The 25,223-nt window shown below is 36.7% G+C and carries 23 protein-coding genes; 19 read left to right on the forward strand and 4 right to left on the reverse strand.

The window, feature by feature from the left end; translation table 11 throughout:
• Positions 1–30 precede the first annotated feature (30 nt).
• The 10 genes from BHF68_RS01435 (at position 31) to BHF68_RS01475 (ending at position 10,674) form a co-directional block, all read left to right on the forward strand.
• The gene (locus tag BHF68_RS01435) at positions 31–1,335 is read left to right on the forward strand and encodes a B12-binding domain-containing radical SAM protein (protein ID WP_069641859.1); all 1,305 of its coding nucleotides are present in this window, start codon (positions 31–33) and stop codon (positions 1,333–1,335) included.
• Positions 1,336–1,338: 3 nt separating this feature from the next.
• A complete protein-coding gene (locus tag BHF68_RS01440) occupies positions 1,339–2,001 on the forward strand; it encodes a class I SAM-dependent DNA methyltransferase (RefSeq protein WP_069641860.1) in 663 nt (220 codons plus the stop codon).
• Positions 2,002–2,014: 13 nt separating this feature from the next.
• Positions 2,015–3,379 carry a B12-binding domain-containing radical SAM protein gene (locus BHF68_RS01445; RefSeq protein WP_069641861.1) on the forward strand — a complete coding sequence of 455 codons (1,365 nt, stop codon included), beginning with the start codon at positions 2,015–2,017 and terminating at the stop codon, positions 3,377–3,379.
• Between the two features lie 28 nt (positions 3,380–3,407).
• Positions 3,408–4,724 (forward strand): B12-binding domain-containing radical SAM protein, encoded by a 1,317-nt coding sequence (locus tag BHF68_RS01450; RefSeq protein ID WP_069641862.1) that lies wholly within the window; start codon positions 3,408–3,410, stop codon positions 4,722–4,724.
• Positions 4,725–4,766: 42 nt separating this feature from the next.
• A complete protein-coding gene (gene gmk / locus BHF68_RS01455) occupies positions 4,767–6,728 on the forward strand; it encodes a guanylate kinase (RefSeq protein ID WP_069641863.1) in 1,962 nt (653 codons plus the stop codon).
• 126 nt (positions 6,729–6,854) lie between these two features.
• Complete coding sequence (locus tag BHF68_RS15770) at positions 6,855–6,992, forward strand: His/Gly/Thr/Pro-type tRNA ligase C-terminal domain-containing protein (RefSeq protein WP_141706215.1); 138 nt, start codon at positions 6,855–6,857, stop codon at positions 6,990–6,992.
• A 48-nt stretch (positions 6,993–7,040) separates the two neighbouring features.
• A complete protein-coding gene (locus BHF68_RS01460) occupies positions 7,041–8,669 on the forward strand; it encodes an N-acyl-D-amino-acid deacylase family protein (protein WP_069641864.1) in 1,629 nt (542 codons plus the stop codon).
• Between the two features lie 16 nt (positions 8,670–8,685).
• The gene (locus BHF68_RS01465) at positions 8,686–9,324 is read left to right on the forward strand and encodes a hypothetical protein (RefSeq protein ID WP_069641865.1); all 639 of its coding nucleotides are present in this window, start codon (positions 8,686–8,688) and stop codon (positions 9,322–9,324) included.
• A gap of 189 nt (positions 9,325–9,513) precedes the next feature.
• Positions 9,514–9,690: a hypothetical protein gene (locus tag BHF68_RS15290; RefSeq protein WP_176719858.1), complete on the forward strand. Its 177-nt coding sequence runs from the start codon at positions 9,514–9,516 to the stop codon at positions 9,688–9,690.
• A 225-nt stretch (positions 9,691–9,915) separates the two neighbouring features.
• Complete coding sequence (locus BHF68_RS01475) at positions 9,916–10,674, forward strand: XdhC family protein (RefSeq protein ID WP_069641867.1); 759 nt, start codon at positions 9,916–9,918, stop codon at positions 10,672–10,674.
• Positions 10,675–10,814: 140 nt separating this feature from the next.
• Here BHF68_RS01475 and BHF68_RS01480 read toward each other — a convergent pair whose 3' ends face one another.
• Complete coding sequence (locus BHF68_RS01480; RefSeq protein WP_069641868.1) at positions 10,815–11,735, reverse strand: DHH family phosphoesterase; 921 nt, start codon at positions 11,733–11,735, stop codon at positions 10,815–10,817.
• Positions 11,736–11,914: 179 nt separating this feature from the next.
• Here BHF68_RS01480 and sucC point away from each other — a divergent pair, with 179 nt between their 5' ends.
• Together sucC and sucD are read left to right on the forward strand one after the other, a co-directional pair.
• Positions 11,915–13,123, forward strand: coding sequence for an ADP-forming succinate--CoA ligase subunit beta (gene sucC, locus BHF68_RS01485; RefSeq protein ID WP_069641869.1), 1,209 nt, complete (start codon positions 11,915–11,917; stop codon positions 13,121–13,123).
• On the forward strand, positions 13,107–13,982 hold the full coding sequence (sucD, locus tag BHF68_RS01490) for a succinate--CoA ligase subunit alpha (protein ID WP_069641870.1): 876 nt from the start codon (positions 13,107–13,109) through the stop codon (positions 13,980–13,982). The genes sucC and sucD overlap by 17 nt, the downstream gene beginning before the upstream one ends.
• A 68-nt stretch (positions 13,983–14,050) precedes the next feature.
• Here sucD and BHF68_RS01495 read toward each other — a convergent pair whose 3' ends face one another.
• Together BHF68_RS01495 and BHF68_RS01500 are read right to left on the reverse strand one after the other, a co-directional pair.
• Entirely contained in the window at positions 14,051–14,260 is a 210-nt protein-coding gene (locus BHF68_RS01495; RefSeq protein ID WP_069641871.1) for a DUF3892 domain-containing protein, read from the reverse strand.
• Between the two features lie 26 nt (positions 14,261–14,286).
• A complete protein-coding gene (locus BHF68_RS01500; RefSeq protein WP_069641872.1) occupies positions 14,287–15,168 on the reverse strand; it encodes a DMT family transporter in 882 nt (293 codons plus the stop codon).
• A gap of 205 nt (positions 15,169–15,373) precedes the next feature.
• Between BHF68_RS01500 and BHF68_RS01505 the strand changes: the two genes are divergently transcribed.
• The 7 genes from BHF68_RS01505 to BHF68_RS01535 all read left to right on the forward strand — a co-directional run bounded on the left by BHF68_RS01505 (position 15,374) and on the right by BHF68_RS01535 (position 23,435).
• The gene (locus tag BHF68_RS01505) at positions 15,374–17,062 is read left to right on the forward strand and encodes a 2-oxoacid:acceptor oxidoreductase subunit alpha (RefSeq protein ID WP_069641873.1); all 1,689 of its coding nucleotides are present in this window, start codon (positions 15,374–15,376) and stop codon (positions 17,060–17,062) included.
• The gene (locus BHF68_RS01510) at positions 17,063–17,914 is read left to right on the forward strand and encodes a thiamine pyrophosphate-dependent enzyme (RefSeq protein WP_069641874.1); all 852 of its coding nucleotides are present in this window, start codon (positions 17,063–17,065) and stop codon (positions 17,912–17,914) included. It abuts the gene before it with no gap.
• Between the two features lie 150 nt (positions 17,915–18,064).
• Positions 18,065–20,107, forward strand: coding sequence for a putative bifunctional diguanylate cyclase/phosphodiesterase (locus BHF68_RS01515; protein WP_069641875.1), 2,043 nt, complete (start codon positions 18,065–18,067; stop codon positions 20,105–20,107).
• A 39-nt stretch (positions 20,108–20,146) separates the two neighbouring features.
• A complete protein-coding gene (locus tag BHF68_RS01520) occupies positions 20,147–20,386 on the forward strand; it encodes a hypothetical protein (protein WP_069641876.1) in 240 nt (79 codons plus the stop codon).
• A 117-nt stretch (positions 20,387–20,503) separates the two neighbouring features.
• Positions 20,504–21,859 carry a stalk domain-containing protein gene (locus tag BHF68_RS01525; protein WP_069641877.1) on the forward strand — a complete coding sequence of 452 codons (1,356 nt, stop codon included), beginning with the start codon at positions 20,504–20,506 and terminating at the stop codon, positions 21,857–21,859.
• Positions 21,860–21,905: 46 nt separating this feature from the next.
• Positions 21,906–22,601: a futalosine hydrolase gene (locus BHF68_RS01530; RefSeq protein WP_069641878.1), complete on the forward strand. Its 696-nt coding sequence runs from the start codon at positions 21,906–21,908 to the stop codon at positions 22,599–22,601.
• Positions 22,602–23,435: a 1,4-dihydroxy-6-naphtoate synthase gene (locus BHF68_RS01535; RefSeq protein ID WP_069641879.1), complete on the forward strand. Its 834-nt coding sequence runs from the start codon at positions 22,602–22,604 to the stop codon at positions 23,433–23,435. It abuts the gene before it with no gap.
• A 281-nt stretch (positions 23,436–23,716) separates the two neighbouring features.
• Here BHF68_RS01535 and BHF68_RS01540 read toward each other — a convergent pair whose 3' ends face one another.
• On the reverse strand, positions 23,717–25,180 hold the full coding sequence (locus BHF68_RS01540) for a M14 family zinc carboxypeptidase (RefSeq protein ID WP_069641880.1): 1,464 nt from the start codon (positions 25,178–25,180) through the stop codon (positions 23,717–23,719).
• Positions 25,181–25,223: the final 43 nt, after the last annotated feature.

A 25,223-nucleotide genomic window follows, 5' to 3' on the forward strand; every position in this document is an offset into this window, starting at 1 on the left:
AAACTCAAGAAAACTGGAGGGGGTTTGAAAATGAGAGTATTATTAGTCAAATGTCATAGGAAGACGTTGTTCTCTCATTTTGAACCGATTGTAACAGAGCCCCTTGAATTGGAGTATTTGTCCAGTCTGTTAACAGAGTTAGATATAGAGCACAGGATTTATGATGCTTTACTAGAGGGCGGGACATTCCAAAGCATAGTACACCAGTACAATCCTGACGTCGTTGCCTTATCGGGGTATGTAACAGCCGTTGGGACTATATTAGATAATGCACGATTTATTAAAGCATTGAACCGTGATATAAAAGTGATTGTTGGCGGCGTACATGCAGAAATTAACTACCAAGATTTTTTTATAGATAGTATTGATTATATTGTACATTCCAATCAGATTAATGCGTTTGCAGAACTTATCAAGACTGCTTTTAGCAAGGACACAGCACATCAGATTGGGGGAATAGCTTTTCATAATGGTCAGCAATGGCAAGTAAATGAAAAGAAGCAAACTGATTTAAGCTGTCTAGCCCTACCAAATAGAGCATACTTAGAAACCTATAAGCAAAAAACAAAATATATGCAATATAGTCCCGTAGCCTTAGTACAAACTGCTATGTCCTGTCCCTTTAAGTGCAAGTTCTGTTATTGCAGACTATTAAATATGGGTGAATATACTACTCGTAATATGCAATCTGTAATTGAAGAAATTAAAGAGATTAATACAGACTATATCTGGATTGTTGACGATAGTTTTCTACTTGAGCGCCAAAGAATCTTGGAGTTTATAGCAGAGGTTAAAGCGCAAAACACTAATAAGAAATTTATTGCCTACACAAGGGTTGATTTTATTGCGAATAACGAGGACATAATTGCGAAACTAGCAGAGATAGGATTTATAGAACTAATTGTAGGTATTGAAGCGGTAGATGATCAGAGCTTGCAGACGATGAATAAACAATGTTCAGCCAACCAAAACATGCAGGCAACTAAGATAGCTAGCAAGTACAATATACGGATTACTGCATTATTTATAGTTGGCATAGATTTTACTTTTAAAGATTTTCGCAGGCTCAGATGCTGGATTAGAGCAAGTAATTTAGACTCCTACGCACTATCTATCTTTACACCCTTAAAGGGTACAGCCCTATATCAAGAATATAAAGAGCAGATTATAGATCATAAACATGAGAGTAATGATTTTTTGCATGCGATAATAAAGCCAACTAACATGCCAACAATATTGTTTTATATTAACTTTTATATGCTATATGTAGAACAATTTTTCCGAAGTCGGCACATCCGTGGACTATTATGGTCATCATTTAATCCCTGGAGGTAAATCATGTCAAATCGAAAGATATGGGATCAGTGGGCTAAACGATATGAACGATTGTGGGTGCAGAAGTTCTCACTACAGCCAACACGCCAACAAATACTACGGCAATTAAGGGAGTATTTACAACCAGATATAGACTACAAAATTCTCGATGTGGGGTGCGGAATCGGGCAGCTATTAAGGGAGATAAGACAAGAGTTTCCCGATTACAATTTACATTTAACAGGTATAGATTATTCACAGCAAATGATTGAAGTAGCGAAGCAACATAATAACACTCACAATGGTGATTTGTATAAAGATATAGATCTCTATCTATTAGATGTCGAACAGCTTGGGCAGCTTGCAGGAACCTATGACGTTATTGTTTGTACCCATTCGTTCCCTTATTATAGTAAACAGCTCCAAGTGTTACAGCAATTTCATAACAAGCTTAATAACCAAGGCTATCTATTTTTAGCACAAGCTTCAGAAAACACGCTTTACGACAGGTTTGTTATGAGTTTTGTCAAGTTAACAACAGGCAAGGCAAATTACCTAAGTATCGAAGAAATTAAGTCGATGTCAGAATCACTTTTTAAATGTGAGAAAATTGTAAGAATAAGCGACAAAAAGTATATGCCATCACTTATTTTGTTCGCTTTCAAAAAAACACTATTAGATATATGAGAGGCAACAACGGATGAATATTTTACTGATTCGCCCAAAACCAGATAAAGAAACGATTGGTTTACAGCACGTTATGGTCTGTGAGCCCCTTGAGCTGGAGTATCTAGCGGCTAATATTGATCTCGCTGATGTAAAAGTAGAAATCCTCGATATGATTTTAGAGAAGGAGCCGTTAGAAACTTTCATCAAGCAGTTTGATCCTGATGTAGTTGGAATGACGGGCTACGTAACACACGTAAATGTGATTAAGAATTATGCCCATAGAATAAAAAAGCTAAAGCCAGATTGTATTGTGGTCGCAGGTGGGGTCTATGCAGAAGTTGTGCCAGCGGATTTTGTTAGTCCTGATATAGACTATATTGTAGAGGCCAATGGCCCAGCAACTTTTAATACTATTATTAATTACCTAATGCAGCGTAAAGAAAAAATGTCATATATTGATGGAACATATAGACCTAGATTGACAAGTCGTAAAGACACTTCATTTCCCTATGAAAATCCTGACCGTGACAAGGTAAACCGCTATCGAGACAAATATTATTATATGTTCCACAATCCTTGTGCACTGATTAAAACATCATATGGTTGCCCATATAGTTGTAGTTTTTGCTTCTGTAAGGAAGTCACTGACGGGAAATATTTTACTAGAAGTATCGAGTCTGTAATTGAAGAGTTATTAACAATCCCTGAGCCTGAGATTTACATTGTAGACGATGATTTTTTATTTTCTCGTGAACGCATATTGGAATTCTGTAGCCAACTAGCAAAATATAATATAACGAAGAAATTTCTCGTATACGGACGAGCTGACTTCGTTAGTAGTAATGCAGATGTAATAGAAATATTCCGTGACCATGGATTGAGGGCTGTGATTATGGGGCTAGAGTCATTCAAAAATGACGACTTGCAGAAATACAATAAAAGGACAAGTATTATCGAAAACGAAAAGGCGATAAATGTATTGAAAAAATATGACATTGAGATTTACGGGACGATAATTCTAGGGATGGACTTTTCCAAAGCGGATTTTCAAAGCTTATACCAATGGCTAGTGAAGATGGACATTACATTCGTTAATTTACAGCCCCTAACGCCCTTGTATGGTACAGAAATTTATCAGCAATACGAAAAAGATTTAATAATAGATAGAGAAGAATATGAGAAATGGGATCTGGCCCATCTTGTGTTAAAGCCAGAGAAGATGAGTGTCCGTAGCTATTACATGGAAATAGTAAAGCTTTATTATAAGATTACAATGCGACCGAAAAACGTACTGAGATTAATTCGCAAATATGGTCTGTCAGAAGTGTTGAAATTATCTGTAGGTAGCAGTGCTGTTACTATGCAATACCTTAAAAAAATCATAGTGGCGAAGTAAATGTAATAAGTGAGGAAGTATGTAATCTATGAAAAAACTCCTGCTGATTCAGTCAACTCCATATGATTCGGAACGAAAACCGATTAAAAAGAAGAAGCTTTATTTTGTCGGGTTAGCATTACCCTTAATAGCAGCTCTAACGCCAAAAAATTGGCAAGTAGAGATTATTCTAGAAACAATTGAGGATATCCCCTTTGATACCGATGCTGACCTGATTGCAATAGGTTCGATGGGTCACGCTATTATCCGAACAATAGATATTGCCGAAGAATTTAAGAGGCGGGGAAAGACGGTTGTGCTTGGGGGTTATATGGCAAGCCTAATGGCAGAGGAAGCCACTAGGTATTGTAACAGTGTAGTTGTCGGTGATGCGGAAAACATTTGGGAAAAGTTAATTAGCGACTATGAAAATGGACAATTACAGAAAATCTACCAATCAGAATTAACCCAGTTAATAACCCCATTGCCGAGATTTGATTTAATCCTAAATAAGAATATTGGCGACTTCCTGCCAGTTCAAGCAGGGAGGGGTTGTCCTAACTCCTGTAGCTTTTGCTCCGTTTACTGTCTTTATAAGAACAAGTACTTAAAGAGAAGCATTACTGATGTAATTAGAGATATTAAGCAGGTTAAAGAATTTGGATTTCATAAATTCCTATTATTAGATGACAATATTATAGCTGATCGTTCCTATTTGTTTGAATTATGTAGTGAGATTAAAAAGCTCAATATGCAATGGGCATCCCAATGTTCAATTATAATCGGCAGAGACCCAGAGCTTTTGCAAGTAGTCGCTGATAGCGGCTGTATAGCATTAAGCTTCGGTCTAGAAAGCATATCGGCAGAAAGTCTTAAATATATGGATAAGGCCTGGGCTAAACCTAACGAATATGCCGCTCTCATCAAAAACATTCAAGCAGCTGGTATCGATGTTTCAACGGAAATGGTAGTAGGGGCAGACGGCGATACACTTGAATCTATTAAAAACACAGCCGAATTTATAAGTGATAATAAAATTGTAATACCGAGATTTTATATTTTAACGCCGATACCTGGGACAAAGTATTATGACACACTGAAAGCTGAGAATCGAATTTATAATGATGACATGTATTCATATAACGGAAGTGAAGCCGTCCACCTACCGAAAAACATGAGTCCAGAACAACTAACAACGGCCTACTGGGACTTATACAATGAAGTTTTCTCAATTTCTTCGATTCTAAAGCGTACAGTGTTTAGAAGAGATTTTTTCAAAAAAGCAGACAGGTTTTTGTTTTATCTTGGTGTAAACCTATACTATCGTTATCAAATTAAGCAAAAGATAACACCTAATATTATATAGTGAGTGTGCTAGAAGTTTGAAAAGAGAACGGGAGGGTCAATTATGAAGGTGCTTTTAGTTAGACCTCCAAGAATCAAGCAAGCGATAACCCTAGGGGAATTCATGTATAGTGAACCGATAGGTCTAGAAATTATCTATTCGATGTTAGAAAGTCAGCATCAAGTCGAGATATTAGATATGATGGCTGAACAAGTAGATATTGTTGATAAGTTAATAGAATACAAACCCCAGGTAGTAGGTATTACTACATTGTGTATTGATGTACCGATGGTTATTGAGTTGGCGAAGAAAGTTAAAGCCCACAACCCTAACATTGTTACAATAATCGGCGGAACACAAACATTCCTAAACCCGCAAGGGTTTTTTACAGATGTAGTTGATCACGTTATGGAATTTACGACATCAGAAAATTTAACAAAGCTATTACAATATTTAGAAAAAAATAACAGAGCTCCTGATATTAACGACAAAGTTCCTATGATTGACGGGATTCGTAGTCGATCTAATGAATTCCAATCTACTAGAAAACTAGGTAGGAACGAATATATACACCCTAACAGAAAATCAACTAGGAAATATCGGCACAATTATTCATACTTTGGTTACAAGCAGTCTGCCATCATGGCAACAGCACAAGGTTGTTCTAAGGTATGCCGTTTTTGTTTGCGCTGGCGGATCGAAGGTCATGTTGAGGAGTATTTTCCGATGGATTTCGTAATAGAGGAAATCAAAGACATTGACGAATCAACTATTATGATTATTGATAATGATTTTCTGCACAATGGTAAGCGTATTCTTGAATTATGTGAACGTTTAGAACAGGAACATATACAGAAGAGTTTTATCTGCTATGCAAGTGTTCAAAGTATTTTGCAGAATAAAGAAGCAGTTCGAAGGTTTCAGAATAATGGCCTAAAAGCTGTTCTAGTAGGCTATGAGACGTTTAAAAATGAAGAACTAGCAACCTATCAGAAAAAATCGACTATGGAAGAGAATTTGTTAGCAAGTAAATTCCTGAAGTCAATTAAGCTCGACGTATGGGCGTCGTTTATGATTCATCCTAACTGGGATAGTAAAGACTTCAAAGCTTTTAGAAAATACATAAAACAGCTAAGTCCCGAAACTATTAGTTTATCACCACTGACACCGTTTCCTAATCTACCTTTATATCAAGAATACCAAGACCGCTTATTGTATGATAAAGACGACTTTGAGAAGTGGAGTTTCGGACAAGTAATTATTAAACCTTCTAAAATGAGCATTAATCGCTATTACTATGAATTGCTGAAAACCAATATTTACGTAAATACTTCTATTAGAAATGTCGTATATATGATTAGAAAGTTCGGATTACTAACACTGTTCAGACTGTTAAAAGGGTCATCGAAACTGTTCGTTAGATATGTTAAACTAATGCTCGCTAGTGGAGATATTCAGAAGGGCAAGGGACACATATTTATCCTGTCAGGTTACTCTGGTGCTGGCAAGAATACAATTATTAACCACATTAACAAAAACAACTGCTCATTAGAATACATCCCTTCAGTGACAACAAGGGCTATTCGACCTGAAGAAAGCCAGGGTAATCCCTATTACTTTATCAGTGAGAAAGAGTTTCATGAGCGAGTAGCTAATAATAGCTTTATAGAGTATGAAGAAATTCATGGGAACTACTACGGGACCATTAAAAGTATATATGAGCAAAAGCTAAGTAATGGTTGTAATATCATAAAAGACATTGATGTTAATGGAGCACTGAAATTCAGACAGGTCTTTGGCCAGCAAGTAACGCTACTATTTATCCAACCTTCAGATATTAGTGTTCTAATAGAACGGCTAAAGAAACGTGGCGATAATGCGAAGGATATTAAAACAAGAATGAACCGCATTGAATACGAAAGTCAGCAGAAGCCACATTTTGACTATATCATTACTAATGATAATATTGATGAAGCGATAGAAAAGGTATTAACAATCATAGATAACGTGTTAGACAATAAGTAAAGGGGCAAATTACAGTGGTGGTGAGTATGGCGAGAGACTATTCGGAGAAATAAGTCAATCAACTAAGACGCTACTTAAGAATGGTTTCGGCTTTGCCACGTCTTTAGAAAGACTGTCAGACTTTGTATCAAGAAGCTCTTCCAAGCAGCTGACCGAGACAACTGCAAATTCGCCTTTATTATTGGTGATGAAGAGCTACATAACAAAAAGATTAAATTAAGGGATTTAGTTCAGGGGACAGAAATACTAATGGACTTAAAGTAACTTGGTGACTTGGTATCTATAATTAACGAATAGGAGTTATTAATTTCTATGGAAACGACTGAAAGCAGTACAAAGAAAATTGGAATATTTAATGCGAATATTATTGACGGAACAAAGCAACCAGCTTATCGAGGGCATTTACTTGTTGAAGGAGAGCGTATAGCAAAAATTTATCCGCTTGAAGAGACATCAAAACTTGAACAACTAGAGCTTAATCAAAGAATTGATGGGAGCGATTATGTCTTAACTCCAGGGTTTATTGATACGCATAGCCATAGTGATTTAGAAATCATAACTAAAGATATCCTAGAGCCGAAAATTCGTCAGGGCGTTACAACAGAGATTCTCGGCCAGGATGGTGTTTCTATGGCTCCATTACCTATAGAACACATAAAATATTGGAGAAACAATATAGCTGGTTTATGTGGTGATAGTGATGATATAGACTGGAGCTATAAAACTATCGAAGGATATCTTAAAATAATTTCTAGCACCACGACAACAAGCAATTATGCTTACTTAATACCGCATGGTAACTTACGGATGAATGTTGTAGGCCTTGAAAATTCTCAACCGACAATTGAACAACTTGAACAAATGAAAGAGATAGTACATGAAGCGATGCAGCAAGGTTGCTTAGGATTATCAACAGGATTAATTTATATCCCATGTACTTATGCAGGTGAGCATGAATTAATTGAACTTTGTAAGGTTGTGGCAGACTATGATGGGGTTTTTGTTGTCCATCAACGGAGTGAAGCTAATTCTATTCTAGAGTCAATGGATGAGATAATTAGGATTGGCTTAGCTACAGGTGTTAAGGTTCACTTTTCTCATTTTAAAATTTGTGGTAAGAAAAATTGGAATAAACTTGATCAAGTAATAGAGAAGCTAGATGAAGCAAGTAGAAAAGGCCTCAGTGTGTCATTTGACATGTATCCATATATTGCAGGAAGTACAATGTTAGGGGTAATCGTCCCACCATGGGCGCACGAAGGTGGTACAGATAAATTGATAATGCGTTTAAAAGATAGAAAAACACGCAATAAAATAATAAAGTCGATTAAAGCTGTAGATTCAGATTGGGATAACTTTGTTGAATTTGCAGGAACAAATGGTATTTATATAACAAATGTTAAAAGCGAAAAAAATAAAATGCTAATAGGTAAAAGTTTAAATGAGCTGGGTGAAATACGTGGGCAGGACCCTTTAGAGGCTGCTTTAGATCTATTGGTAGAAGAGGAGAACCATGTAACAATGGTTAATTTTTATGGATCCAATGAGCACCTTAAAACCTTTATTTGCAGAGAGGAGATGAACCTATGCACAGATGGCATATTAGTAGGCAACCCACACCCACGGGCCTATGGGTCATATCCTAAATTTATCAGCGATTATGTTGAAAAATTAGATTTGATTAGTATAGAAGAAGCTATATATAAAATGACATATAAAGCAGCGAAGTTATTTGGTTTAATTGATCGTGGAATTATTAAAGAAGGGGCTTATGCTGATTTGTTGCTATTCGACCAGCATCAATTCAAACACTTAGGGACGTATTTAAATCCAAGACAATTCCCAGAAGGACTAAGCATGGTTATGGTTAATGGGCAGATAATCTATAATGACTCGTATAATAGGACAAGTTGCGGTAATTTGTTAAAACTTAAACGATAATTGGGGAGAGTTATACATGAATATGAAAATATCAAGACATACAGTTTATTTTATTGCAACTATTTTAGTTTTAATAGCAATTATTTTACTAGCAAAAATACATTTCGATGATACGATTAGTGAATTAGCGACTATTTTAACAGCGCTTTTTGCTGGGGTTGCCATATTCTATCAATTAAGAAAAGATTATCAATTATCAAAAGCTGAATTCATTTATTCGCTAAACGATACTTTTTCAAACAACCAAGAAATAACTTACATATACAAAAAGCTAAAAGAATATCGCGATAAAGAAGGTATAGAGTTTACAGAAGATGATGGTCGAAGAATGGGCGACTATGTTATGTATTTTGAGATTATGGGATATTTAGTAGAAGAAGGGCTAATAACTATAGAATTAGCGGATAGGATTTTTGCTAATAAGTTTTTTATATTTATGCACAACCCATATGTTCATAAATATCAATTGAAATATAGCGAGATAAATAAACCTATATTGGAGCTTTATTGTAAATGGTATAACTATAGGGTAAAGGCTGGGTTGAATGTGCTATATTCAAATCATAGATCAGAAGAATTTAAAGAATATATTAAAACTGATAATAAATGTCTTGTGGAACTAAATGAAAGCAAGATGAATGTCGGGTATAAATAGATACCAGCTACATATAAAACTCAGGAAATACATCGAGTTCAAGTGAACCAATCCCTATATTAGTTTAGGAAGAATATGCTGACCACTTTGAAATTGTTAGCACTATGATTAACTATGAACTACCAGAGCTGCTAGAGCATTTTGTTGTTTATGATTATAATTTTTAAGAATGGAGTTGTAAAAAACAATATGAAAAGTCTATTTAAATCTAGTTATTTCTTTTGGGTGTTTTTAGCGCTATATCTATTTCTGCGAGAATGGCCGACTGGTGGCGCTGGACAAACTATGATGGATATTGTTGTACTCGTATTAATTATTATGACTGTGTTTCAGATGGTGATGAAGAGCAAGGGTGCGGACGAATAGCAACGGTGCTGATGAATAGATAATATCAATAGAAAAATATCAATAGAAAAATATAGTAGAGGCTTTTGCTAACGAGTTTTAATAATCTGTTAGTATAAGTCTCTTTTTGTCGTTATCCTGTTAACGAGGTATTGGGGGAGAATACTTTAAGACAGGGAGAATAACATGAGAAATAATAGATTTAATTAAAGTATTTATCTTGTATTTATCCTTAGGAGGTGCGGAATGTCATTTATGGAAGAAGTGGTTAAGCTAGAACGTGACAATGAAACCTTTGCTCTAGCAATTATCATCGAATCGAAGGGGTCAACTCCTAGGCATGCTGGCAAAATGATTGTTTACCTTGATGGTTCTAGTAGTGGCACTATTGGCGGTGGTGCGGTAGAGTATTATGTAATACAAGAAAGTGTTAAAGCTATACAGCAAGGTCAGTCTAAGATTGTTAGCTACACTTTAACTCAAGATGGTAATGATAGTATTGGTATGCACTGTGGTGGGACGGTCAAGGTGTTTATTGAAGTTTACACGACTAAGCCAGAATTAGTAATTATCGGAGGCGGTCATATAGGTTTTGCCTTATCAAAGCTAGCAGACTATCTCTCTTATTCGTATGTAGTTGTTGATGATAGGGCTAATTATTGCACTAAAAAAAGATTTCCCAGTGCAAAAAGCATATTTACGCACGAAAATATAGTTGAAGCTATAAAGCAGGCAAAACCCACTCAGAAGTCATACGTCACTATATTTACAAAAGATTGTGATGACATTGCTTTGCAGACAGCGTTACAGTATCCCTGCGCTTATATTGGCATGATTGGTAGTAAGAGAAAGGTAATGCGTATTTTCGATAAATTAAGGGCGGAAGGTATTACCAATGAACAGCTTAGTCAAGTTCATTCACCGATTGGCATTGATATAAACGCAGAGACCCCTGAGGAAATAGCGATAAGCATTATAGCTGAAATCATAAAAGAAAAATCATAGATGCAAAATTCATAAAGGAAAATCCATAGTTTAGGATAATCATAGATTATTAATGATAAAAATGGTAAGCGTCAATTTTAACAGGATTGACGCTTACCATTTATCTATACATTCGCACAAAGCTTTTGATATATTACCAATTACCCTTTTACCTTTTCGATAATTTCCTTCATATACTCTTGCTCTTTATCATTAGGGATTTGGCAGGTACCTGCATTTTTGTGTCCACCACCGCCATAGGATAACATTATTTCACCTATGTTTACATCATTAGTTCTGTTAAAGATTGATTTACCTACGTTAAACACAGTATTTTGTTGCTTAAGTCCCCAGATAATATGGATTGAGATATTACTCTCAGGGAACAAAGCATACATCATGAAACGGTTACCAGGAAAAATAGTTTCCTCGTCTTTAACATTAACTACAAGTACATTATCATAGAGCTTACTGCAGCGTTTTAACTGCTCTTTAAATTTCTCATCATAATGGAAATATAATTCTACACGTTCTTTAACATCAGGTAGCTCAAGAATTTCTTCAATTGAAAGGTCCTTGCAGGCATCAATTAATTTCATCATTAAGTCATAGTTTGATATTCTAAAATTACGGAATCTACCAAGTCCCGTTCTAGCATCCATTAGAAAATTTAATAATTCCCAGCCTTTTGGATATAACACGTCATCCATGCTAAATTGAGCGGAGTCAGATTTATCTACTGCCAGCATCATATCCTCAGAGATGTACGGGAAGCGCTCTTTGCCTCCAAAGTAATTGTAAACAACCCTTGCGGCAGATGGTGCACTAGCTTCGATGATATGGTTTTCATGCTCACCTACTCTAATCGTTTCACTTAGATGGTGGTCAAAAGCTAAATGGGCCCCTTCTACATAAGGTAAGTTTGTAGTTATATCGCGATTTGTAACTTCAATCAAACCATCTTGCATATCCTTTGGATGGACGAATTTGATGTCATCTATCATATCTAGTTCTTTTAAGAGTACCGCACAAACCAGCCCATCAAAATCACTGCGGGTTATCAATCGATATTTATCAGTCAAAACAAATCACTCCCTTTATAATTTAGAACGTCTATAAGGATAATATATAGGACTATTAGCATAGTATCAATGCTATTTTAGAAAAAAATAGATAAACTAGTAAGATTTTTTGGCGTTCAGTAACTTCAGTGATATGATTGGAATTAATATATATAAACATTGAAACTGGAGGAGTTAGGATGAATATACACGAATATCAAGCTAAAGAGTTGCTTAAAGCTTATGAAATACCAATACCTTCAGGCAAAGTTATTTTTCAAGCGGAAAAAGCAATTGAAGCAATTGCAGCAATCCGAAGCAATACGGATAATGAAGCTGACTTAGATGCATATATAGTCAAAGCGCAAATCCATGCTGGAGGCCGAGGTAAGGCTGGTGGAGCTAAAATTGCCACTAGCTCAACTCAAACTCAGGAATTTGCCAAAGAAATACTGGGTAAGCAGCTTGTTACACAGCAAACAGGACCAGAAGGGCGAGAAGTTAGGGCAGTTTTAATTGAAGAGAAGTGTGTTTTCATTAATGAATATTATGTAGCTCTAACATTAGATCGTGATACTGCGCGGGTTACAGTAGTCGCTTCTGAAGAGGGTGGAGTTGACATAGAGGAAGCTGCCGATGAAAATCCTAAAAAGATATTTACTGAGATTATTGATCCGTTAATTGGTCTTTCTGAATTCCAAGCACGCAGAATTTGTTTCGATATCAACATACCAAAACAGCTAATTAATGATATGGTTAAGCTCATGCTAAATATGTATCGTTGTTATATAGATAATGACTGCTTACTACTTGAAATAAACCCTTTAGTTATAACTAACGATAACAAGCTTAAGGCATTAGATGCAAAAATGAATTTTGATGATAATAGTCTATATAGAAATCAGGATTTATTGAAATATAGAGACATCTACGAAGAGGACGAAATGGAAGTAGAAGCGTCTAAATATGATTTGTCCTACGTTTCATTGCCAGGAAATATTGCTTGTATGGTAAATGGAGCTGGCCTTGCTATGGCTACCATGGATATAATCAAGTATTACGGTGGTGAGCCTGCTAACTTTCTCGATGTAGGTGGTGGGGCTTCGGAAGAAAAAGTTACTAAAGCCTTTAAAATTATGCTGTCAAATAAAAAAGTAAAAGGGATTTTTGTAAATATATTTGGCGGTATTATGAAGTGTGACGTGATTGCCAGAGGTATCATTAAGGCAGCAGAGGAAGTTAAGGTCGAGCTGCCACTTGTTGTCAAGCTTGAAGGTACAAACGTAGAATTCGGAAGGGACATATTAAATCATTCGGAACTTAATATTACTACGGTAGCATCCATAGGCGAAGGGGCTAAGAAAATTGTAGAGCTAGTTAGGGGTGTTGACATTGAGTATATGGGTTAACAGCGATACAAAGGTATTGGTACAAGGAATTACAGGCAAAGCAGCTAGCTACCACACGCTGCAGATGCTTGAATACGGCACGAATATTGTAGCGGGGGTTACTCCAGGCAAAGCAGGAACTACTATTGAGGCTGTACCTGTGTTTAATACGGTAAAAAAAGCAAAACAGGAGACCGGTGCAAACACCTCAATAATTTATGTACCTGCAAAATTTGCTGCAGATGCAATACAAGAAGCAATCGAAGCAGAAATGGATTTAGTAATTTGTATAACAGAGCATATTCCAATTCGTGATATGGTGATGGTTAAGCGTTACCTTGAAGGTAAAAAGACAAGACTAATCGGCCCTAACTGTCCAGGAATTATTACTCCTGGAGAATGCAAAATAGGTATAATGCCAGGTTATATTCACAAAAAAGGTAGGGTAGGAGTGATATCCCGTTCTGGGACTTTGACCTATGAGGCCGTGCATCAATTAACGCAAAGGGGACTCGGCCAGTCAACTGTTGTCGGTATCGGCGGGGACCCAATCATAGGAACAGATTTCATCGATGCATTGAAAGAATTCAATAATGATAATGATACAGATGCAGTGATTATGATGGGTGAAATTGGTGGTGACGCAGAAGAAAAAGCTGCTGCCTGGGTGAAGGAGCATATGAAGAAGCCAGTAATCGGGTTTATTAGTGGAAAAACTGCGCCAGCTCAAAAACGTATGGGTCATGCAGGAGCGATAGTATCTGCAGGAAAGGGTACAGCAGATGCTAAAATAGCAGCCATGGAGCAAGCTGGAATTAAAGTGGCTGATAACCTTACAGTTCTAGCAGATACATTAGTAAATGTGTTAAAAAACAAGTAAATATCAAATAGAAAATTGGAGTGATACCTGCACAATGGATTTTTTACTAGGCGTAAATCAAGTTTTGTTTAGCCTAGGTTGTTATCGGGATTAAAATCTGGTTGTGAACGTATCACTTTTTTTCCATTGCGAGTGACTACTTGATAATCCTGGTATTTATCGATATTCTCAGCCACTTGGTCACGAGTTAGAACTTCTCCTGTTACTGTATCTAAGAACTTCTCATTCATTCCCGTTTCACTTTCCTCTACGACCTTCAATCTAGGTTCTTCTGGCATAATAAGCACCTCTTTTTGTGCAGGTATCAGTATTCATTATTTCCTTTCTGCACTAAAATAACTGCAGAAATAACTAATAATATCCCCAAGTATTGCCATGTGTGCAATTGCTCTTGAAATACTAGAAAGCCCACAAAGGCAGCAACAACTGGTTCTAAAGTTGCGATGATTGATGCTCGGCTCGTTTCAATTGCGTCTAAACCTTTTGTATATAATATAAATGCCATCATAGTGGATAGGAATCCTAGTCCAATAATGTATAGCCAAACCTCTAAGTTCAAGAATTTAGGTAGGACTGTCCACAGGCCGCTAAAAGGTGTAATTGCAATTGCAGCAAATACAAACGTATATAAGGTTACAGTTATGGGTGTATATTTCTTTAAGGCAAATTTTCCGAAAACACTATATAGAGCATAGAAAAAACCTGCTCCTATGCCTAATAGAAATCCATAAAGTGATATGGTTTCTGTATTGTTAGGGATAACGCCGACAACAAGGGAACAGCCTAACAGAGTTACGAACAATGCAGCTATTTTTTGTGGAGTCATGTATTCTTTAAATAGTATCCTTGAAAGGATTGTAACAAAGGCAGGCGCTGTATATAGAAGAATTGCAGCAACGGAAATGGAAGTCTCCTGTATCGCTGTAAACAACAGCAAGTTAAAACAGACTATACTAATAACTCCAGTACCAATAAAATATTTACTATCAGTGAGCTTGATTAACATCAGCTTCCTGTTTTTTATACCAATGTATATTAACAGAAATACTGTGGTTGAGATTGCTCGAATTGTCACAACCTGTGTTGGAGTAAATCCAGCATCATACAAGTATGTAACGAACAAACCGATAATTCCCCATAATGCAGCAGCTAAGGCAATATAAATATAGGCTAACTGTGTTCTCATTTAAGCAACCCCTAACATTACTTCTAGTCCATCTCTATTAAAGTCAAATCATAGCAAACATTTATCTGTTTTTAAAGGCTAATCTAATATTTTAATTTCATTAGTAGTAGCATGTTATTATTCGCATTCTAGAAATGTACAATGATAAGATGAAAGAAAGCAAGTAAAAGAAAGAGAAAATTGTACTTGGTGGGAGGTTACTTATATGAAAGAATCGATTTCGATTGTTTTATCGGGGGAAGCTGGTCAGGGATTGCAAACAATCGAGGAGTTTTTAGTAGCGTCGATTGCTAAAGAGTACTACGTGTTTTCAACTAAGGATGTCATGAGCCGTATTAGGGGAGGTAATAATACGGTTCAAATTCGTGTCGCTAGCGAAAAAATATATGCTAGTAAGCAAACGATTGATTTGTTGTTTTTGCTTAATGACGATGCCTTTGAGCGATTACGAACTAAAGTAACAAAAGGGACGGTCATCTTTGGCAAAAAGGGTTCTGTTAAAGCATCTATGTTAGAAGAATGTGAAGCATCCTTTAACGAGTTAGATGTGGAGGAATTAGCAAAAGAGTATGGTAAAATATATGCGAATACCATTTTATACGGATTTATTGCAGGAATCATGCAGCTAAATAAAGATTTCTGTCTCCAGCAAATCAAAGAGAAGTTTCAGAATAAGTCTGACAAGATTGTCGAAACAAACCAAAAAGCATTTACTGTTGGTTTTGAAAAAGGTCAACAGTATACCGATTTATTCAATATAAAAAGCTTAGTCAATCCCGCTCCATTAAAAGTGTTAGACGGAACTAATGCAGTAGGGATTGGTGCGTTAGCTGGTGGATGTAACTTTATTGCTTCCTACCCAATGTCTCCAGGTACTGGTGTTTTAACTTTCTTAGCTAAGAAAGTGAAGGATTTTGATGTACTTGTTGAGCAGGCTGAAGATGAGATTGCTGCACTTAATATGGTTATCGGATCATGGTACACAGGTGCAAGGGGATTAGCTACGACATCAGGTGGTGGCTTTGCCTTGATGGTTGAAGCAGTTAGCTTGTCTGGTATGACAGAAACCCCATGTGTAGTGCACATTGCACAAAGGCCAGGACCAGCCACGGGGCTACCAACTAGGACAGAGCAGGCTGATTTAAACCTAGCAGTGTATGCAGGTCATGGTGAATTTCCGAGAGTCGTATTTGCGCCAGGAAACCTAGAAGATGCAGTACTACTTACACAGAAAGCGTTTTATATAGCGGATAAGTATCAGGTTCCTGTGTTTATCCTTACAGATCAATACCTACTAGATTCAATGGGGCAAATGGAAGGTATTACGTTAGATGAAACTTACTTGCAAGATTCGATTATTGAGACAGAATCTGGTTACAAGCGTTACCAACTAACGGAAAACGGCATTTCGCCACGGGGTATTCCTGGCTTTGGAAGTGGGTTAGTTAAGGTAGATAGTGATGAGCACGATGAAGCTGGACAAATTACGGAAAGCTTTGAAGTCAGAGTACAGATGAATGATAAGCGCCTACGGAAAAGGGCTGGATTACTAGAATCCTTTGCAGAAGCGGAGTTAATAGGTAATGCTGATTATAATACCCTAATAGTTGGCTGGGGTTCTACCTATGGAGTCTTAAAAGAGTACGTTGAAACCAACACTGACAGTGGGGTAGCATTTTTATATGTAAAGCAGGTGTATCCACTACATGAAAAGCTATCGACGTATTTTGAACAGGCAGATAACATTATAGTTGTTGAAAACAATGCAACGGGACAACTCGCTAATTTGTTAAAAATTGAGTTGAACGTATCTGTGAACCATTCCATATTGAAATATAATGGCGAACCCTTCTTCGTCGATGAAGTTGCACAAAGATTACAGGAGGTGCTGTAGATGAAGAATTTTGAATTCGAACAAGAATTGGATATAGCATGGTGCCCAGGGTGTGGTAATTTCAACATTCGCACATCATTAATTGAGGCTTTACAGGAGTTAGAGCTAGAACCTGAGCAGGTTGTAATCTCTTCAGGAATCGGACAAGCTGCGAAAATGCCGCAATATATCGATGTGAATTATTTCAATGGTTTACATGGGCGTGCCCTGCCAGTTGCAGTTGCTATAAAAGCAGCAAACCCAGATTTGACTGTGATAGCAGAAGGTGGCGATGGTGATATGTATGGTGAGGGTGGAAATCACTTTATTCATAACATTCGCCGAAATCCTAATATTGCCCACCTAGTACACAATAATATGGTATACGGCCTGACTAAAGGTCAAGCCTCGCCAACAAGTAAGAAATCGATGCAGACCCCTGTACAAACCAGTGGAGTTGCTAATGAACCATTTAATCCACTAGCAGTAGCCCTATCATTAGGTGCCACCTTTGTGGCAAGGGCATTTTCAGGATATCCCGAGCAGACAAAGGAAATTATTAAGCAAGCAATAACCCATGAAGGCTATGCCCTTGTCGATATATTTCACCCTTGCGTAACCTTTAACAAAATTAATAATTTTAAATGGTACAAAAATAATTGCTACCAATTAAGTGCAGACTACAATCGGAATGACTTTAACATGGCAATGGAAAAAGCCTTAGATGTCGAGCACTTTGCCCTAGGGGTTCTCTACCAAAAACAAGGACAGCCAACATTTGAACAGCAATTGCCAGTTTATCAAAATAACCAACAGCCAATTGTGCATCGTAAACGCGACTTAGATAAAGTCAGTGAGCTGTTAAGCCTATAACGTGATAATTAACAGTAGACTATCGATATGGTTTACTGTTATTTTGTTTGAAAAAAGGAATTTGGTTATTAATAAAGAATTAATACAAAAATAAAAACGATTCAGTCAAAACATAACAACAATCTAGTCCTAAGATTTGAGGGTGATTTTATGTTTAGAACAAAGAGCACAAACAAAGTAGATAAAAATAAAGACAGCATAAATGATTTTTTAGAAAGTAATTACCAAGTGAATCCTATTAATGAGGCTTTGTATGTAACGCTTATTTATGGTTTCTTTGGTATGCTGTGGATTGCCCTATCGGATCGTATACTTTATATGATAATAGACGACTTGTCTTTATTTAGACAAATTCAAACATATAAAGGCTGGATTTATGTATTAGTCACCATGGGTTTAATCTATACCTTAGTTCGTTCGCGCTCTACTTTATTCCAAAAAGCTTTAAATACTATTAGACAATCGTACGAAGATTTAGAAGCTACCCACGAAGAGCTGGTAGCTAGTGATGAAGAATTAATTAATCAGACAGAGTTTACGGAAAACATGATTAATAATGCTCCTGTTATTATAGCGGCTTGGAATGATAAAGGTGAAATCATTAGGATAAACCCATATGGACTGAAGCTACTAGGATACTCACAGGATGAAATGTTTGGTCGCATGTGGGCCGAGTTCTTAAGTGGTAATAAAGATGAAGCAGTTGTGATTGAAACACTAAAGCAAATCCAGAAAAACTCCCAATTGAAAAATATTGAAAGTAAGTTTATGACTAAAGATAAAAAAGAGGTTACTATACTTTGGAACAGCAGTATTATAAAAACTAAAGGGTTAAATCAAGAAATTGTATCAGTTGGTACAGACATCACAAGCCGCAAGTTATTAGAAGAAAAGTTACGAGATATGGCTTATTTTGATATGCTTACTAAACTACCCAATCGTGCTATGCTAGAGACGGAGATAAAGGTATTAATTAGAGAACAAACACCATTTGCGTTAGCGTATATAGATATAGATAATTTCAAATATATAAATGACACCTTAGGGCATTCTGTTGGTGATGAATTTTTGAAATATATTGCTAAGTGTATACGAAGCTACGTAAAAGAACCCGATTTAGTTACTCGTATTAGTGGAGATGAATTTGCAATTATTTTAAAAGGCAGCACGAATTGGAATGAAATCAAAGCAACCCTTGAGGATTTGAGCGAATATTTAGGCAAGACATGGTCATATAATCATCATGAATTCTTTATTTCCCTAAGTATTGGTGTGGTACTGTACCCAGAAAACGGCTTTAACCACGAGCATTTAGTTAAGAATGCAGATATTGCGATGTATAAGGCGAAAAAGGCAGGCAAGGGCAGGATTGTTTTTTATACTGAAGATATCTTAATAGAAAACCAAATCAATGTACATTTGGTTAATCGTTTACAATATGCGATAGAGAACAACTTATTAATGCAGCATTATCAACCGCAAATAGAGCTAAATTCAGAGAAAATTATAGGTCTTGAGGCATTGGTGCGTTGGCATGATAAGGAGTATGGGTTTGTATCTCCAGCTAGCTTTATTTCACTGGCAGAAGAGACTGGACAGATTTATGCCATAGAAAAATGGGTGTTTCGTACAGCCCTAGAACAGAAAAAACAATTTGAAGAACAGGGGCTTGAAGATATAAGCATATCTATCAATTTATCTAGTAAAACCCTAACAAGCGATACGAACTTTTTTGAAATTGAGAGCTTAATAGCTTCCTATAATCTGAATTTCAAAGATATTACGATTGAGATTACAGAGACGGCAATTTTGTCAAACATGGATTTTGTTATCTCACGTTTGCATAATTTGAAAAAGCTAGGAGTAAGGATTGCATTAGATGACTTTGGAACTGGATATTCTTCTTTAACGTATTTGAAAAATTTACCGATAGATATTATCAAGCTAGATCGCAGTTTTATAAAGAGCCTTGAAGAAAATAGTGATAGCAAAGATGCGAAGATTATCAAGTCAGTAATAAGTTTAGCTAACGCTTTAGGGTATGAGGTTGTGGCAGAAGGTATTGAATCAAAAGCGCAACTAAATTTTCTAGTTAAAAACAATTGTCCTAAAGGGCAGGGTTATCTTTTTAGTAAGCCTGTTGCTGTAGAAGAAATAATGAACCTGCTTGAACAGCCAGTTACTAATAATTAAATTAACGTATGTATGCCAGCTGCAATTATGGAGGTAGAAATGATAAATAGCAAATGGTGGGATTACACGCATAACACAACTTTTTATATAGCGATTACAATAATTGGTTATGTCTTAATAAGGATATATTACGACCGTCTACATGCACCATCAGGAGTATGTCCTGTTTATTCATACCAATGGATTATAAATGTAGGTATCGCCTTTGCTGTTATGTACTTTTTGATGGGGATAATAAAATGGACAAATAATAGATTCACTAGGCATACATCAGAATAGCTCAGCATATACCAGTATAACTAATAAGGCTATAGCATAGCAGAAGTTTACATAACAAAAGCGTCGTTGTCTATGGTAAAATATTAGTTAAAATACAGCGTAGAGGAGAAGACAACATTGAGAAAAATTGTACAGTTATGTTTGATGATAGCTATTTTAATAATATTTACTGCCTATGCAGATGCTAATGAACGAGAGATAAGAATCTATGTGGACGGCAAGCAAGTAAACTTTATCGATGCCAAGCCTTATATTGATAGTAATTATAGAACCATGGTGCCAGTGCGTTTTCCAGCAGAGGCTGTAGGTGCAGAAGTTTCGTGGGATAATCATCAGCAAAAAGTCACGGCAATTAAAAATGATAGAATAGTAGAGTTAACGGCAGGATCTCGGGAATATAATGTTAATGGTTTGAAAATGATGATGGATACAGAGATGGTGTATAATTCGAGTCTATACCGTAACTTTGTGCCAATACGTTTTGTGCTTGAGGGATTAGGTGCTAAAGTTGATTGGGCTAGGGATGACAATGATATCATTGTCTATGTATATACCGATAGCGTTTCTGGTGATTCGCTAGATGAACAAGTAAAGTATGAAAAACAGAATAACCAGGAAAAACAAGAAGCAGCACAAGATGTAATAGTTAAAAATAGTATTTTCAGTGTTAGTGCGATTTCTATTGGTGACTCATTAACAAGTGTAAATGAAAAACTTGGAGCGGCCAATCGTATAGAACCAAGTATATACGACTATAATTGGCATGTGTACAATAGTGATTACAATAAGTATGTGAAGCTAGGTATAAAAAACAATAGAGTGGTTTCGTTCTTAAATGTTATAGAACTAGATGGTTATACTCGTACATCTATACGTAAAGAATTAGGTAGTCCGTTGAAGTATATTCAAATTAATAATACTAGATACATGCAATCAAGTAGCGATTATGATGTGTTTCTAGTGGGGAATAATTATGTATATGTTTACTATGACCAGCATGAAAATGATGAAGTCATAGCTATTAAGCTACTTGAGCGAGCCAGTAGGGATTCGCTTCGTGGCTTCTTACCACAGCCTACAAATGAACTAAAGAATGCGTTATCATTGCAAATATTTGATTTAGCTAATGCAATGAGAGTTAGTAAGGGTCTGTCTGTACTAAGGTGGAGCGATGCTGCTGCCTTTACATCCGAGAAGCACAGTATAGACATGGCTACAAAAGATTATTTTTCCCATACGAATTTACAGGGGCTATCCCCTTTTGATCGAATGCGAAATGATGGTATTAGCTTCCGGGGTGCGGCAGAGAATTTAGCTGCAGGGCAACCAGATGCCATTACAGCCCATGTTGGTTGGATGAATTCCTGGGGTCATCGAGAGGCACTAATTTCAAATCAGCAATTTTTAGGTGTTGGCACAGCTTACGGCGGGAGTTATGGTGTATACTATACACAAAAGTTTTTCAGTCGTTAAATTTTTGTCGTTAAATTTTCAGTCGTTAAGATAGGAGCAATATATAATGGACTATGATTCATTAGAGCATGATTCGCATATTTCTATAGATAATAGCAAGCTTGGACGGTTTCTGATAGTGACATCAGTAGCAGCTGAGAAGGAAGCAATTATGAAAGGTTTGAAGGCTGACAATAGGTTTGATGTAATTGCAGCTGGGGTAGGCCCCACAATAGCAGCTGCAAATACAGCAACGGCATTAGCTGAAAAAAACTATCAGCTCGTTATTAATAGTGGTATTGGTGGCGGATTTGTTGGTAAGGTAGAGCTGGAATCTATAGTTCTTGCCTCTGAGGTTATTGCTGCAGATTTGGGGGCAGAAGCTGCTGAGGGATTTAAAAGTCTAGAAGAATTAAATCTGGGCACTACTAGAATAGCTACCGATGTCAAGTACACAGAATTGGTGTTTGAAGGCCTTAAGGCGAGAAAAGCACCTGTATACACTGGACCAATCATTACCCTATCTACAGTAACAGGAACAGCGAGTACAGCCGCAACATTATTGGAAAGAACGCCTGGTGTGTTAGCTGAGGCTATGGAGGGCTATGGTGTGGCTATTGCTGCTAAGCTAAAGGGCTTGCCTGTGATTGAGATTCGTTCTATATCAAATGCGGTTGGGCCAAGGGATAGAGGTAACTGGAAAATTAATGAAGCACTAAAGAGGCTAGAAGAAGTAGGTTCTGTATTAACGGAGGTATTATAAATGAAGATTGCATTTTCCCCATGTCCCAATGATACCTTTATCTTTCATGCATGGGTACACGGCTTAATAGCAAATGCACCGAAGCTTGATGTCACATATGCAGATATTAATATTACGAATCATTTAGCAACAAGCCCTGAAGGCTTAGATGTGATGAAAATATCCTATGCAACACTACCGTATGTATTGTCAGACTATGCCTTAATTCCGTGTGGTGGAGCATTAGGTCGCGGTTGTGGCCCGCTATTACTGACGGCAGAGGATAAGCTAACCGCTAAAGATTTAATAGGAAAAAAAATTGCCGTACCAAGTGAGCGCTCGTCAGCATATTTATTATTCCGTTTATGGTTAGCAGAAAAAGTCCCACAATGGACTGGTGAGATTGTTGTTATGCCATTCGAACAGATTATGCCAGCGGTGCGTGATGGATCAATCGATGCTGGCCTAGTAATTCATGAGGCTCGTTTTACGTTTCATCAATTTGCATTAACTGAAATGGTTGATTTAGGTCATTGGTGGGAGGAAGATACTGGACTACCGATACCTTTAGGTGCAATTATTGCTAAACGTTCATTAGACACAGATGCAATTGCTAATTGGATTAGGCAATCCTTAGCATATGCTTGGAAACATCCTCAAGCATCAGAAGCGTACATCTTAGAGCATGCTCAGGAAATGTCTATGAATGTGGTAAAGGCCCATATTAATTTGTACGTAAATAATTACTCTCTGGACTTAGGGGAGGAAGGCTACAAGGCGGTCTTGACATTGCTTGATAGAGCAGCTCAGGAAAGTATATTGCCAAGCATTGAGCCTAAGCTACTCCGTTCATAACTACCTCATGTAGAATTGATACAGGAAATATATAAGCGATAAATTAGCTGTTACTATAACTGCTATTACTGGTTTTATGCTGCTGAAATCTGGTTTTTTCTTGTTAGAGTCCATAATAGCCTCCTGATGTTTTTTGTGACCAATAGCACGGAATCACAACGAATATATAGGCATTATAGCCTATGATTGACTGGGAAATCAAGTAAAATATCACATTTCGTTCATAATTGTTACATATATCATATTCGATTGGTTGATAATAGATATCATGGAAAGCGTTTTCATAAAAGATCATCATCCGTTATAATTTTATTAAGCAAATCAATTACTTCAGCCATAGATACTGGCATGTATGGCAAGAAATCCTGGTTCACGTTATTGAAGCGAAGCTTATTGACTGCTACTGTATGCACCATTTTATGTGGAAAGTAGACAGTTTTGAGATTGCGGAACATAGCTGTATAGTGGGCATAATTAGTTACATAATTAATTGTTGGAATATTAGGGTTTATAATATCATTTGCAATCCTTGCTAAATCTAAGCGGTGAAAGGATTGCTTTTCTATTTCTACATTGCTAGAAATGCTGGCGGCATGTAATAATTCTAGGAATTCTGGGAATTTTATCGTTCTAGTTAAATCTAAATACTCTTCAGTAATAATATTTTCATTATAAAGATTCATATAAGCTTCATAAGCCCAATGATTTTTCATATCGTTACGCTCCCACCAGAGCTTGTATGCTTCCTCCGCTACAGATAACCCCACATACTTATTACGATCCCATTCTTCTGCAAACCATTGAAGCTCTACTGGCTGATGATAATGAAAAGGTGCTAGCTCAGGGGTTAAGCCAGGTCTTTGGAATTCTTTTGTGAACCAATCTGTCATACCACCACCATTTGTGTGTGGTCGATTAGCTGGAAACAATGGATAATCTGTTAGTTGACTCACCCTAGAAGCGATTTGAAAGTTCATATCCTCAAGGCTAGGGTCTAGTTCGCGCCACCACCAATATAGGATTCTGCCTGTGGAATGATAAGATACAGCTATCTCTGGGTCAATTTCATAAACAAAGTCGCGGATATATAAATCCTCTACGGCTCTTTGGTCAAATGGTTCGACTCCTTTAAAATTATGCCAGGAAGGACCAGGTGGGCTATTTATTATTTCATCCCAACCCGCATCCCAAATACGGTTTAAATCAATACCTAACGCATTTGCCTTCCATCTCTGGAAGTCTGTGCTACCGTCGTTCATACCTATTAAAGCTTCATGTGATTCTTCAGGAAAAGCAGTAAGTCCGTGGATTGTTAAATCTACACCATCTGGATTAATCATAGGGATGAAATAGAACGTTACCTTATTAAGTATGTCTTGAACATTATATTCTCCATATATACCGTCACCAAATGTTATAGCATGTGCATACTCTTCAATCATTTTCATGGTTATGTATGTAGAAATCCATTCACGACCATGTCTAGAGCCATCTATATAGACTACAGCATCCCCAGAGCCAAGTGTAACGACAAATATATCTCGATTATAAAAAGATTGTCCTAGCACCCAATAATCAATAATATCAGAGTGGGTATGCTTCAAATCATGTAAGTCTTGCTTCAATGTTACATAATCATAGTTCTTGATTGTTACAATTTCTATAGGCGTTGTACTTGCGCTTGACTTAGTTGCTAATAGAAGGAATAGAAAACCTGCGAATATTAAACATTTGTATTTGGCCAAAGCAATCACTCCTATAGATGATAAAGTCAACTTTTTTATATCT

The organism is Desulfuribacillus alkaliarsenatis, from assembly GCF_001730225.1.
Taxonomy (GTDB): domain Bacteria; phylum Bacillota; class Bacilli; order Desulfuribacillales; family Desulfuribacillaceae; genus Desulfuribacillus; species Desulfuribacillus alkaliarsenatis.

Excerpts from the sequence above, each read along its gene's own strand:
- BHF68_RS01440 (WP_069641860.1), top strand. The coding sequence starts at position 1,339 with ATGTCAAATCGAAAGATATGGGATCAGTGGGCTAAACGATATGAACGA.
- BHF68_RS01450 (WP_069641862.1), top strand. The coding sequence starts at position 3,408 with ATGAAAAAACTCCTGCTGATTCAGTCAACTCCATATGATTCGGAACGA.
- BHF68_RS01520 (WP_069641876.1), top strand. The coding sequence starts at position 20,147 with ATGATAAATAGCAAATGGTGGGATTACACGCATAACACAACTTTTTAT.
- gmk (WP_069641863.1), top strand. The coding sequence starts at position 4,767 with ATGAAGGTGCTTTTAGTTAGACCTCCAAGAATCAAGCAAGCGATAACC.
- BHF68_RS15290 (WP_176719858.1), top strand. The coding sequence starts at position 9,514 with ATGAAAAGTCTATTTAAATCTAGTTATTTCTTTTGGGTGTTTTTAGCG.
- sucC (WP_069641869.1), top strand. The coding sequence starts at position 11,915 with ATGAATATACACGAATATCAAGCTAAAGAGTTGCTTAAAGCTTATGAA.
- BHF68_RS01530 (WP_069641878.1), top strand. The coding sequence starts at position 21,906 with ATGGACTATGATTCATTAGAGCATGATTCGCATATTTCTATAGATAAT.
- BHF68_RS01435 (WP_069641859.1), top strand. The coding sequence starts at position 31 with ATGAGAGTATTATTAGTCAAATGTCATAGGAAGACGTTGTTCTCTCAT.
- BHF68_RS01505 (WP_069641873.1), top strand. The coding sequence starts at position 15,374 with ATGAAAGAATCGATTTCGATTGTTTTATCGGGGGAAGCTGGTCAGGGA.
- BHF68_RS01465 (WP_069641865.1), top strand. The coding sequence starts at position 8,686 with ATGAATATGAAAATATCAAGACATACAGTTTATTTTATTGCAACTATT.
- BHF68_RS01445 (WP_069641861.1), top strand. The coding sequence starts at position 2,015 with ATGAATATTTTACTGATTCGCCCAAAACCAGATAAAGAAACGATTGGT.
- BHF68_RS01515 (WP_069641875.1), top strand. The coding sequence starts at position 18,065 with ATGTTTAGAACAAAGAGCACAAACAAAGTAGATAAAAATAAAGACAGC.
- BHF68_RS01500 (WP_069641872.1), bottom strand. The coding sequence starts at position 15,168 with ATGAGAACACAGTTAGCCTATATTTATATTGCCTTAGCTGCTGCATTA.
- BHF68_RS01475 (WP_069641867.1), top strand. The coding sequence starts at position 9,916 with ATGTCATTTATGGAAGAAGTGGTTAAGCTAGAACGTGACAATGAAACC.
- BHF68_RS01495 (WP_069641871.1), bottom strand. The coding sequence starts at position 14,260 with ATGCCAGAAGAACCTAGATTGAAGGTCGTAGAGGAAAGTGAAACGGGA.
- BHF68_RS01535 (WP_069641879.1), top strand. The coding sequence starts at position 22,602 with ATGAAGATTGCATTTTCCCCATGTCCCAATGATACCTTTATCTTTCAT.
- BHF68_RS01510 (WP_069641874.1), top strand. The coding sequence starts at position 17,063 with ATGAAGAATTTTGAATTCGAACAAGAATTGGATATAGCATGGTGCCCA.
- BHF68_RS01460 (WP_069641864.1), top strand. The coding sequence starts at position 7,041 with ATGGAAACGACTGAAAGCAGTACAAAGAAAATTGGAATATTTAATGCG.